We start from the raw sequence: 11,845 nt of genomic DNA on the forward strand, positions 1-11,845 counted from the left end.
CATTTGGCGTGCTAAAACATTTTGTATAAGATGCTGTTTTTATAGGATTTTAATGCGTACCCAATGCATCTTTATCGCTGCATTTCGCCTTAGCCCGCTATGATTTTGGCCGCGCGTAAGGCCTTGATATCGTCAGGGCCATAGCCAAGCTCGTACAGAATCTGATCCGTCTGCGCGCCTGTGGGCTGGGGTGGCCGCACAAGCGCAGGACCGTCGTGCCGCATACCGAAACCAGCAAGTGTGGTGTTCATTCCTGCAACAGTGCCTTCTGGTCCGTTGAACCGGTGCAGCACAGGGCGGGCGGCAACCTGCGGATCGTTCAATGCTTCGTCCATAGTGCGTATCCGCGCGCACGGAATTCCATGCGATTGCAGGAAATCTTCCCAATACCGGGCCGGTTTCAACCTGAAACTTTCGCGCAGCGCTTCCGCTTCCTGCGCATGTGCATCAAGCCGCTGGTTGTTGTCTGTCTTGATCTGGTCCTCGCGGCCCAGCAACGTCCAGAGCTTGCGCTGCTGCCTGAGGTTTGACGCCGACACCATCATGGGCGCGTCACTCGCCCAGTACATGCCGATCGTCGCGAAAGGATAGGTGTTGCCCTTGGCTACCGGAACTTTGCCACCCCAGAAATACGAAGCGACATGCGATGTCGCGAACATGAGTGCGACATCAAGCATGGACACGTCGATGTAATTCCCCATGCCGCCCGTGCGCTCGCGCTGAAGAAGTGCTGCGGCAATGGCATAGGCCGCGGTTGTCCCTGTCGCATAATCCATGACCGGTGCCCCACATTTGAAGGGCGTTTCAGGGTCATCGCCGGTCATCGCCATAAAGCCGGAAAAGGCCTGGATGATATTGTCATAGCCGCGCAGTTCCCGGCGCGGTCCTGTCGCGCCGAATGCCGAAACTGAACAATAGATGATCCTGGGGTTACGCTTCGCCACTTCGTCATAGCCCAGCCCAAGTGCGTCGAACGCGCCGGTGCGGTAATTCTCGATGAAGACATCGGCAGTTTCGATCAGCCGCAGCATCGCCTCGCGGCCTTCCTGTGTTTTCAGGTCAATCGCGATACAGGATTTGTCAGACCCTTGCGCCAGAAACGCGGTGCCCATACCGGCATCGTTCATCGCGCCGTCAGGCCCTTGGCCACGGGCCTGATCAGGGTCATGCGGATCTTCAACCTTGATGACATCCGCGCCAAGTGTTGCCAGTTGAAACGCTGCAAACGGGCCAGCCAGAACATGCGTCGTGTCAATCACCCGGAAATTCTGAAACGCCTTCATGATGGATTTCTCCGTTCGGTTCCGGTCGGTTGTGGCCCGCTTTGCGCGATGCAAGCCGCCATTGCCGGAATTGAAATTCTGCTGGTGGCGACAATCACCGCGCAGACGCGCCAGCGCCACTGCCGAAAGGTTTGGTCGGACCTGACGAATGCGCACCCCCTTTTGTGCGGCGGTCGCATATGCTGGGCAAAAAGTACAACTTACCCAGAACAGGTGCTTCAATGACCAATGCCGCCCTCCCCCTGACCGACGCCCAGCTTTGCGCGGCGCCGTTTCATCTGGATGCAGGCGGATTGGACTGGGTCAGAACACGCTTTGCCGCGCTTGATACAGACGCGAAGATTGCGCAGCTTGTTCTGCCCATGTGCCGTGATCTCTCTGATGCCGGAATCGAGGCAGTTGCCCGTTTCCGCACCGGCGGCGTTCATCGTTTCCCAAGCTATAGCGAAGCCGAATTGCGCCGCTCTGCGATGTTGCTGATGCAGCAAAGCGCTATTCCGCCGCTGCTGACCGCCGATATCGAGATGTCGGAGAAGGCCAGTATCAAAGCTGGAACCGCATTTCCCAACCAAATGGCCGTCGCAGCGACAGGTGACAGGCAAAACGCCCACCACATGGGTGCTATCGCTGCGCGCGAGGCGGGCTATCTGGGCTTTGGTGTAAGCTGGACACCAGTTGCGGATCTGGCATTGAATTTCCGGTCCAACGTCGTGAACACGCGGGCGTTTTCAGACAATGTGGACAACACTATCGGCATGGTTTCCGCCTATCTTGACGGGATGCACAGCAATGGACTTGTCGCGTGTATCAAGCATTTTCCCGGCGATGGTCTGGATGAACGGGACCAGCATTATGTCACCACACATAACACAATGGACATGGACGAATGGCGCGCAAGTTTCGGGCGCATCTATGCCGAAGCTATCCGAAAGGATGTGCGCCTTGTCATGGTCGGACATGTGACCCTTGCTGCCTACGGGCGCAATCTGGGTGGCGCGGCGCGAAGCGGGGCGCATCTTCCCGCCTCGCTTAATGGTGACATTCTGCATGGGCTTCTGCGCGGGGACCTGAACTATAACGGCGTTATCGTGTCGGATGCGACCGGCATGGCAGGCTTTACATCCTGCGGGGCGCGCAAGGACATTGTGCCCATGTGCATTGAAAACGGCTGTGACATTCTGCTGTTTCCGCGCGATATAGAGGAAGATATCGGCTTCCTTTGGGCCGGGCTGGAATCCGGCGCCCTGTCGCAGTCCCGGCTGGATGCAGCAGTGCTGCGGATTCTGGCGCTGAAAGCGTCCATGGGGCTGCATCTGGGCCACCCAGTTCTGCCCGATGAAAAACAGCGCGCCAGTTTGCTTGGCAGTGAACAACACCGCAACTGGGCAAGGGATGTCGCCGAAGGGTGCGTGACACTGGTGCGGGACACCCAGAACCTGTTGCCCATTTTGCCCGCCCGTCACCGGCGCATTCTGCTGGCGGAATTGCGCGACCGGCGCAGCCCGTCTGCGGCCCTGCCCGATCTGGAAATTCCCGCAATGCTTGAAGCACTGGGCTTTATCATCACGCGCGTTGTCCCGGGAGAGGTGATTGCCCCGGATGATCACGATATTGGTCTATATCTGATGGCCGAAGAAGGACTGTCCGGAAAAGAGGTTCTTGGCCCCCGATGGGAACAGCTTCATGGCCCTTTTCCGCTGACCATGCAACGGATGTGGCAGCATCTGCCAACACTGTATGTGTCCCTCGGTTCGCCGTTCCTGACGTTTCATGTGCCCGATTGCCCGACATTCGTGAACGCCTACAGCGCGGTGATGCCAGTGCAACAGGCCGTGGTCGATGCGCTTACCGGCAAGATCGCGTTCAAGGGCCGCAGCCCGGTTGACACAAATTGCGGTCTGCCCGTCTTTCACTGACAGTGAACCAGATACGCCAACCCGCGCATACGGTTAGCGCGCGCCGCGACGGGTAAACCCGGCGGCAATAAGCGCCCCGTCCTGCCGCGCCATGAACCAGCGCTTTCCCTGCCCGAACATCTGCACGGTGTCGCCCTGATCCAGATTGCCCAGATAGACAACATCTCGCTGAAGCAGCGGCGCAGGTTGTGATGGCCGGGCATGCTCGGCGGTTTCAGCAAGACGCGAGAATGTCGGGAAATACAACAAACCCACTGCGTTGAAATCCAGCGAAGGTATCGGCCGCTCTGCATAGACCGGGGTGCTGTCAGCCGGGTGAACAAGGCGCATCTTGCGCGACATCGCGCGGGCCTGACAATCAAGCCGCGCGAGTGCCGCATCCGCAGCCGGAAGATGCATCTGCCCCAACACAGAATTGCGGACAATGCGCTTGTTCGACCCGCTATTGTCATGACTGACGAATGTAGAAATCATCCGGAGTTCGGCCAGTATCCCGCCCTGCGAGGTGATCATGTGGCAAGAGCCTGTGCGCGTGTCTGATACGGCGTGCAGGGCAGATGCGATCCTGACCTCCTGCCCGAGCAATGCCCGCCCCGCCGGATGGAATTTCAGCGATGTCGTGCAGAACGCCGCATAGACGGGCCGCCCGTCCGCAGCCCTGAAGATTACATCATTCTGGCCGAGGGCAGTCGCCACCATGCGCCAGTGTTCATCGCCGCAATAGCGCAGCAGCCATTGTTCGGACAAGCCCGCCGGTGCCAGCTGCGCCATGCCCAGCATCAGGTTGTTCACCTGAAATACCGGCCCCGAGCAGCAAGCAATTGCCACAGACGTCATCACGCCACGGACCTTGTTCCGACCATGACCAATTGGCGTTCGATCTGCTCTGCCAGATACGCGCTGTCTTCTTCAATGGCCAGAAAACGACCCGACCCCCAGGTATTCAGCCATCCCAGACCGATAAAATGAACGCCGTGAACATCCGTCACCCCGCGGTGGAATTCTGGCTTTCCGCGCCCGTCAAACACATCGACTTCGATCCAGCTGTAATCCGGGCGAAAGCCGATCGCCCAAATCACCGATGCGATATTGGCGTCTTTCGTGTCCAGTTCGGTGCGCTCTGTTTCAGGCTCCCATACCTTTGCGAATGGGGCCTCTTCCGGCGCGTCAATGCCTTCGCGCGCAATATAGGCATCAATCTGATTGCAGATACCGACATAGCTTGCATCCGCATCATCCAGATTCTTTTTCAGATCGGGCAGGAATTTCAGTTTGCTGCCGTCCATATCCGCCAGCGAACCATATAGTTCCACGCCATGATCGACATGCCATTTGCGCAGGTCGATTTCCTTGCCGCCGTCGCGCCCGGACATGTAGTGATTGGTCTGGGTCATGGCTTTGTGCGGGTCGGGGTGGCGGTCGATGGTGATATCATAATGGCCGGCATCATACAGCCAATCGGTCGCATCGCGCCCCCGGTATTTGCGCGGGCTGCGCGGGGCGGGTCCAACAGCCAGATGCACCTTGCGACCAGCGCGGACGAAATCTTCCATGATCTGCACGCCGGACTGGCCGGTTCCGACAATCAGGATATCCCCATCCGGCAGCTGAGCGGGCGACCGGTAATCGACCGAATGCATCTGCGTTATCGCCGGATCCAGTTTGCTGGCATAGGGTGGCTCAATCGGCGTGTCATAACCGCCGGTCGCGATGACCACCTGATCGCAGGTCCATGTGCCCGCCGTAGTCTCGACGATAAAACCGCCATCATCATGCGGTGCCACGCGGGTCACACGGGTATGTTCGCGGATGTCCGGTTCGAAACTACGCGCAAACGCATCCAGATATTCCGTGATCTCCGCGCGCAGCATGAAACCGTGCGGGTCAGTGCCGCCATATTCCTTGTCATAATGGAAACCGGGCAGGCGGCATTGCCAGTTCGGCGTCACAAGGCAGAAGCTGTCCCAGCGGTTCACCCGCCAGGAATGGAATTTCTCATGCCTTTCGAAAATTACTGATCTGATGCCCTTTTTGTGCAACTGCTTGGCGACAGACAAGCCGGCCTGTCCTCCGCCAATAATCGCGACGGGAACATCGAAGATATCTGCAGCGTTCATAGCGCTCTCCTTTATGTTGAAATCGCAAGGCACAGGATCCTGGCGTCCTTTTGTCCTGCGAAGGTGGCGGCGCGGCGTTCCAGGCGGTCAAGCTGATCCATGGCCAACGAACAAGCGAACCCATATTTCTGCTCCACCCGGGCGGAGGCTTGTTCAAGCGCCCTGCGCGCAGATTGCATGAACGCTGGCAACGGGTAGCTCTGTCCTGCGCTGAAGGTTTCGGCAATGACGCTGGACGGGGAATAGCAGCGTTCTTCATGCCCGTCAGGCCAGCGGATTGTCCAATAGGTTTCAGGCATTTGCGGTTTCCTTTCCCGAAAACGACAGATAAGGCGCACTGGCGTAATCCCAGAAAAGCGCGGTGTCTTGCCCCTGTATCAGGTCCACGCGGCTGCCCTCGGACACGGCCCCGATGCGGCTTGCCCAGATGCCGCGTGCGCGAAACGCATTGCAGACCTTTCCGGCATTTTCCCGGCTGACAGACAGCAGAAAGCCAAAACTGGGAAAGCTGCGCATCCAGCGTTCAAGGCCAACCCCGTCGGGCGGTGTGATCTGGTCCAGATCCAACGCAATCGCGACATTCGAACATTCCGCAAGCATCAGCGCCGTGCCCGCAATGCCACCCTGACTGATATCCTTGCCAGCATTCAACAGACCTGCTTCGGCCAATTCCGGCAACAGCGCAAGATCACCGCGCAGGCGTGCATGCGGCGCATCCAGCGCGGCACAGTAATTGTCGAAATTCACATAGTGACCGCGGTGGTCAATCGCCGCAAGCAGCACATCACCGGGGCGCGCGTCAAAGCTGGTCACCGGGACGGTTGCCTTGCCCAGCACCGATACCGCAAGGTTCAGTTCACTGGCCGCAAAATTCGTATGCCCGCCCACCAGCGGCACGCCATAGGCCGCCGCCGCATCGCGCAAACCCGTCATCAAGGGCAACGCGCTGGCCTCATCCGGGGCCCATACCATGTCGATCAGCGCACGCGCCCGCCCGCCCATGGCCGCAATGTCGGACAGATTCACCATCACACCACACCACCCTGCAAACCATGGGTCCGCCTGCACGAAAGCGGGAATGAACCCTTCGCCCGCCAGCAGATCAACGCCATCGGCTGTGGCAATCATGGCGGCGTCGTCACCGGGCCTGCCCGCAGACCCCGCTGTCAGCCCGAGCATGCCCGCCGCGCGTGCAATGCCCAGCTTCGACCGGATCGCGGGGTGCGCGCGCAACCGCGGCGCAAGGGTGTAGGGACCGGGGCCGGTCATCTGCGTTTTCCCGGTTTCAGGAACCACCCCAGTTCCGGGTCTGCACAAGGCGGATAAAACGCCAGATCAGCGCGCATCTGCGCATGGACAACACCGTGAAGAACCACTTCACCCACGACTGACCAGTGAAGCCTGCGAAATAATGGCACATTCTGCTTTTGCACATGCGCGAGGAAAGTGTCGCAACCACGGGTGTTGGCCGAGCAGACCGCAAGCCTGATCAGTTCGGCCCCCAACCGCCCCACCTGACGAAAATCGCGGTCCACCGCCAGCCGCGACCCCCACCACAGGCCCGGTTGCGGTTCATGAATGCGGACGGTCCCGACCACATCATCGGCCTCATGCGCATAGGTTGACAGCGCAACAAGATGGGTCGCGACATGGTCCACCTCGTCGCGGTCATGTTGCGGAAATATTTTCTGCTCCTCGACAAAGACTTTGTGGCGCAAGGCTTGCGCACCATGCAATTCAAACGGTCTGGAAGCCACGCGGATGTAGAATCCCGGGCACTGGAAATGTTGCGGTTCCAGTTCAATCATGCCGGCACCTTCAGGGATTCATATTTCGACAGCGCCGAGCAGGCACCGCATTTTCCGCATCCCGCCTTAATGTCTTCAGACCGCATTCCTGCACGCACGATCATCTGTCCAAGCGGACGCAGGACAGATGCCATGAATTCAGGTCTGGGCGCAGGGTGACTTTCCAGCGGTGTGCCGGAAATAGGCACAAACGGCACGACAAACGGGTAAACCCCCATGTCACACAGCTTTTGCCCCATTTCCAGGATCGCCTCGCGCGTGTCCCCAAGCCCGGCCAGGATGTAGGTTGACACCTGACCGCGCCCGAAAACCTTCACTGCGGCCTCAAAGCTCGACATGTATTTCTCAACCGGAACCGTGGCCTTGCCCGGCATGATGCGCGCGCGCACCTCCTGCGTCACGGCCTCCAGGTGCATGCCAAGCGCATCAATGCCCGCATCAAACATGCGCTGATGCCAGATATCATCGGCGGGCGGTTCGCATTGGCCCTGAATGGGCAGATCAACCGCTGCCTTGATCGCGCGCGCGCTGTCAACCATGACCGCAGCACCCCGGTCCTTGCCCGGCGGTGTTCCGGTCGTCATGACCATATGCTTCACGCCATCCAGTTCGACCGCTGCCTTCGCAACCTCAGCCAGTTGTTCAGGGGTTTTGTGCGCAATGGTGCGCCCTGCGGCCAGACTCTGGCCGATGGCGCAGAACTGACAGGTCTTCTTGCGGCTTTCATAGCGGATGCAGGTCTGCAGAACTGTTGTCGCCAGAACATCGCGTGAATGCAGGGTCGCTATATGGCTGTATGGTATGCCGTCGGCGGTTTTCAGGTCATAGAACCGTGGCCGCGTGGGAAAATGCAGCCGTGCCACCTCTTTCCCGTCGCGTGTCAGGCGCGCGTGGCCGCTGGCGTCTGGTGCCTCGACCAGAAACGGCGACTGAAAGGCGGGCGCGGTATGCACAGGCACCATGACGGTCTTTGACCCAAGCGTGACGGCCTTGTGGTCAGACGGGCCCGCCCCGCCGCGGCGCGCTTCGTGCCCCGCGCCGGGATCGGCCAGCCGCATCCCGTAGGATTGCAGATCGTTGATCAGGTCAGCGTCAGACATTGGGTGTCTCCTCTTCCATCACATTCGCGAAGGGTTCCGGGTTCGGGGCTGGCGGCATGACAACGCGCGCTTCTGCGGGGCGGGTGTCATGCACCAGATGCAGCAATTCTGGGCGCGCATAATGGCCAACGCTGTCCATCATGCGCTTGCGCTTGGTGATCAGCCGCATATCCAGATCGGCAATCAGAATCCCCTCGCCCGATGTGATCGGGTCGGCCAGATGCCGGCCTTCGGGCGATATGATGCAGGTCATGCAGCCGTCGCGCATGGCTGACTGCAACCTGGGATCGGGGTGCAGCGACTGAATCTGGTCTTCGGTCAACCAGCCGGTCGCATTGACCACGAAACACCCCGCTTCCAGCGCATGGTGGCGCATCGTCACTTCGATCTGTTCCCCGAAGATCGGGCCGACCAGCGAACCGGGAAAATGCGCGGCGTGAATTTCCTCGTGCTGGCACATCAGGGCGTAGCGCGCCAAAGGGTTATAATGCTCCCAGCAGGCAAGTGCGCCGACGCGGCCGACTCTGGTTTCCACAACCTTCAGCCCGGCCCCATCGCCTTGCCCCCAGACCATGCGCTCATGATACGTGGGCGTGATCTTTCGCCGCTTGAGCGCCAGCGTGCCATCCGCATCGAAAATCAGTTGGGTATTGAAAAGCGATCCATTGTCACGTTCGTTCACGCCCAGAACAACCACGACGCCATGCCTGCGGGCCATATCCGCCACTGCACGAGTTTCATTGGACGGCACAACAACGGCCTGTTCATAAAGTTCCAGATGCGCAGGGCCTTGTTGCACCGGCGGCAGAACGAAGGAAAAATATGGATAGTAAGGCACGAATGTTTCTGGAAAGACGATAAATTCCGCGCCCTTCCCCGCCGCCTCTGCAATGGCATTCAGAACCCGCTCAATGGTTCCGGCACGCCCCGTAAGATCAGGGGCAATCTGCACAGCGGCGGCACGGATTGTATCGGTTCGCATGATATCACTCTGTCGATAGGAAAATGCCGGTATCGGGCCGGACCAGATACATAGGGTCCGGCCCGAAGGCTTCAGACTGTCCAGGTGTCCAGAATGAAGGCGTTGTCCTTGCGGTGCAGCAGGATACAATCCAGCACATCCTGCGGGGCTATCGGCACGATACCGGGCAGCAACGCTGGCTCGCCGTGACCATACAGCGCTTGCAGGCCGAACCGGCAGCAATAGATCGTTCCACCCTCTGCCATGAATTTCTTCAGGTTTGCGGCGAAATTCTGGTGCCCCGGGAACGCCTCGTCGCCCAGCGTCGGAAAGCCGCGCTGAATACCCAATGTGACACCCGGCCCGTAAAGCAGGATCGACGTTTCGAAACCTTTGCGCTGCAACCGGATTGCCTGCAAAATGTTGACAAGCCCGATAGACCCTTCGAACGCAACTGTATGGAAGGTCACAAGAGCTTTCTCGCCAGGATCGGCCTTGACGTCTTCAAAGACCTTTTCCTCGTAATCGACGAAAAAATCGCCATCCTTGTGCTTTTCCTTGGTAACTGCAGGCATCAAGTTCTCCTTCATCGCTGTCTGACTGTTGATGCCCCAACATGCGCCCAAAGAATTTTTGCCCGCAATAATGCAGTCAATAAGATATCAATTATCCATACAATTTACCAAGAAGATGCTGAATAGTTGCGCATACTGCATGGTTTTCGTTCAGGTTCAGAACGGGAATCCGGCGCTCCCATGCACCGAAGCTGATCTTTGCAGCGATTCGCGGCCTGCATCCATACAATCCGCTTCAATCCCGCCCGAAGTTCCATTACCCTGCGCCCAAACGGAGAGATCGATGATTGACTGGACGCCAGATTTGGAAACCGAAGGCAGACCGCGCTACATGGCAATCGCGGATGCCATCGAAAAAGATATCGGACGCGGGATCCTTGCAGCCGGTGTGCGCCTGCCGCCACAGCGCAGCCTGGCAGACCGCCTTGGAATTGATTTCACCACAGTTTCGCGCGGCTATTCCGAGGCACAATCCCGCGGACTTGTCGAAAGCCATGTGGGGCGCGGCACCTTTGTTGCAAAACAGGCGAATTCCGGCAACGAGCCAGACCCGCAACGCATGGCGGAAGAAGATCTTTCCATGAATCTTCCGCCAGAACCCACCGACGCAGCACTTGTCGCCAGAATGCAGAACGGCCTGAATTATGTATCCGCCAATCTGTTGCAGCTGCTCAGATACCAGTCGCCGACCGGATCAGACCGCGACAAGATGGCAGCGTCAACATGGCTTAGTCTGCGCGGCATGATGCCCAACAATGCGCGGGTGGTCATTACACCCGGGGCGCACAGTACGATCTGCGCCATTCTTGCAATACTGACCAACCCCGGCGACACGGTTCTATGTGAACAGATTACATATCCGGGGTTTCGCAACATTGCCGCCCGTTGCGGCCTGAATGTGATCGGCGTCAGGATGGATGATCATGGCATCCTGCCCGAGGCGCTGAATGACGCCATTGCAACCCACCGGCCGAAAGCCGTGTATCTGAACCCGACACTGCAAAACCCGACGACAATAACAATACCAAACGACCGCAGGCTTGTTATTTCGGAAGTGCTGAACAAGCACGGCGTGCAACTGATCGAGGATGACGCTTACGGCTTTGTTCCGGCCCGCGCACCAGCACCGATCGCGGTTTCTGCGCCGGATCTGACCTGGCATATCGGGGGGCTGGCAAAATGCATCGGCGCAGGCTTGCGACTGGCCTATACTGTCGCGCCCAACGCAAAAGAAGCACACGCCCTGGGACAGATCATCAAGACACAAGCAGTCATGGCGTCCCCGATCATGGCCGCCCTTGCAACGCGCTGGATAGAGGACGGAACCGCCGACCAGATACGGCGCTTTATCCGTTCTGAAACCGCCGCCCGGCAGGCCATAGCGCGCGATGTTCTGGACGGATGCACCTTCCGGTCAGAAGAAAACGCATTCAATGTATGGCTGTCACTGCCAGAAGGTGTCGGACGTGCAGATATCGTGGCACGCATGGCCGGTCGCCCCATAGGCCTGCTGTCATCCGATGCGTTTACTGTCGGCACGCCACCGGGCGAACATGTGCGGCTCTGCCTTGGCGGATCACTCTCGCGCGACGCGCTGCGTTCTCATCTGTATTTCCTTGTGAACAGCATCCAGCACAATTCCTACATGGGGTGATTGCAGCCCTCACTGTTCAGCGGCGGTTGCCCTGCTGCTTGAATTCCCGCATTACCTGCGGACACATGCTGAATTGTCTGCATAAATGATGCAAAAATGTGCATCATTGTCGCGAGATGCGACTGCATTGTGTAACAATGGCATTTCATCGCGCCTTTCTGATGTTAATGTCACGGTATCTTACTGTGGATCCTGACAACCGGTCCCTGATCAACCGGTTCGAAAAAGGGATGTAGGCATGACGCAAATCCAGAACCGCACACTTCCGCCGCTGAACCCGCTCAAGGCGTTCGAAGCGGCGGCGCGGCACAACAGCCTGACATTGGCCGCCGACGAACTGAATGTCAGTCAGGTCGCCGTCAGCAGACAGGTGCGTGTGCTGGAAGACTACATGGGCGTCACATTGTTCCGGCGCCTGAATCGCGGCCTGG

The 11,845-nt window shown here is 58.6% G+C and carries 12 protein-coding genes; 3 read left to right on the forward strand and 9 right to left on the reverse strand.

The annotated features are described in order from the left end of the window. Positions 1-89 precede the first annotated feature (89 nt). A complete protein-coding gene (locus tag PUT78_RS18765; RefSeq protein ID WP_274353806.1) occupies positions 90-1,283 on the reverse strand; it encodes a CaiB/BaiF CoA transferase family protein in 1,194 nt (397 codons plus the stop codon). A 221-nt stretch (positions 1,284-1,504) separates the two neighbouring features. Between PUT78_RS18765 and PUT78_RS18770 the strand changes: the two genes are divergently transcribed. Continuing rightward, entirely contained in the window at positions 1,505-3,199 is a 1,695-nt protein-coding gene (locus tag PUT78_RS18770; RefSeq protein WP_274353807.1) for a glycoside hydrolase family 3 protein, read from the forward strand. 33 nt (positions 3,200-3,232) lie between these two features. Here the strand turns inward: PUT78_RS18770 and PUT78_RS18775 are convergent, their stop codons facing one another. The 8 genes from PUT78_RS18775 to PUT78_RS18810 form a co-directional block, all read right to left on the reverse strand. Further along, positions 3,233-4,036 (reverse strand): Pnap_2097 family protein, encoded by an 804-nt coding sequence (locus PUT78_RS18775; protein ID WP_274353808.1) that lies wholly within the window; start codon positions 4,034-4,036, stop codon positions 3,233-3,235. Continuing rightward, complete coding sequence (locus PUT78_RS18780) at positions 4,036-5,316, reverse strand: MSMEG_0569 family flavin-dependent oxidoreductase (RefSeq protein WP_274353809.1); 1,281 nt, start codon at positions 5,314-5,316, stop codon at positions 4,036-4,038. The genes PUT78_RS18775 and PUT78_RS18780 overlap by 1 nt, the downstream gene beginning before the upstream one ends. Before the next feature lie 11 nt (positions 5,317-5,327). Then, a complete protein-coding gene (locus PUT78_RS18785) occupies positions 5,328-5,615 on the reverse strand; it encodes an MSMEG_0570 family nitrogen starvation response protein (RefSeq protein WP_274353810.1) in 288 nt (95 codons plus the stop codon). After that, positions 5,608-6,585, reverse strand: a complete 978-nt coding sequence (locus PUT78_RS18790) for a sll0787 family AIR synthase-like protein (protein ID WP_274353811.1) — start codon at positions 6,583-6,585, stop codon at positions 5,608-5,610. The genes PUT78_RS18785 and PUT78_RS18790 overlap by 8 nt, the downstream gene beginning before the upstream one ends. Beyond that, a complete protein-coding gene (locus PUT78_RS18795) occupies positions 6,582-7,124 on the reverse strand; it encodes an MSMEG_0567/Sll0786 family nitrogen starvation N-acetyltransferase (RefSeq protein WP_274353812.1) in 543 nt (180 codons plus the stop codon). Before PUT78_RS18795 ends, PUT78_RS18790 begins: the two co-directional genes overlap by 4 nt. After that, entirely contained in the window at positions 7,121-8,224 is a 1,104-nt protein-coding gene (locus PUT78_RS18800) for an MSMEG_0568 family radical SAM protein (protein WP_274353813.1), read from the reverse strand. Before PUT78_RS18800 ends, PUT78_RS18795 begins: the two co-directional genes overlap by 4 nt. After that, positions 8,217-9,206, reverse strand: a complete 990-nt coding sequence (locus PUT78_RS18805; RefSeq protein WP_274353814.1) for a Nit6803 family nitrilase — start codon at positions 9,204-9,206, stop codon at positions 8,217-8,219. The genes PUT78_RS18800 and PUT78_RS18805 overlap by 8 nt, the downstream gene beginning before the upstream one ends. 71 nt (positions 9,207-9,277) lie before the next feature. Further along, complete coding sequence (locus PUT78_RS18810; protein WP_274353815.1) at positions 9,278-9,760, reverse strand: MSMEG_0572/Sll0783 family nitrogen starvation response protein; 483 nt, start codon at positions 9,758-9,760, stop codon at positions 9,278-9,280. 283 nt (positions 9,761-10,043) lie between these two features. Here PUT78_RS18810 and PUT78_RS18815 point away from each other — a divergent pair, with 283 nt between their 5' ends. Further along, positions 10,044-11,414: an aminotransferase-like domain-containing protein gene (locus tag PUT78_RS18815; protein WP_274353816.1), complete on the forward strand. Its 1,371-nt coding sequence runs from the start codon at positions 10,044-10,046 to the stop codon at positions 11,412-11,414. Positions 11,415-11,652: 238 nt separating this feature from the next. Continuing rightward, on the forward strand, positions 11,653-11,845 hold a 193-nt coding region (locus PUT78_RS18820; protein WP_274353817.1), incomplete at its 3' end, for a LysR family transcriptional regulator.

Source organism: Roseinatronobacter alkalisoli (assembly GCF_028745735.1).
GTDB classification, from domain to species: domain Bacteria; phylum Pseudomonadota; class Alphaproteobacteria; order Rhodobacterales; family Rhodobacteraceae; genus Roseinatronobacter; species Roseinatronobacter alkalisoli.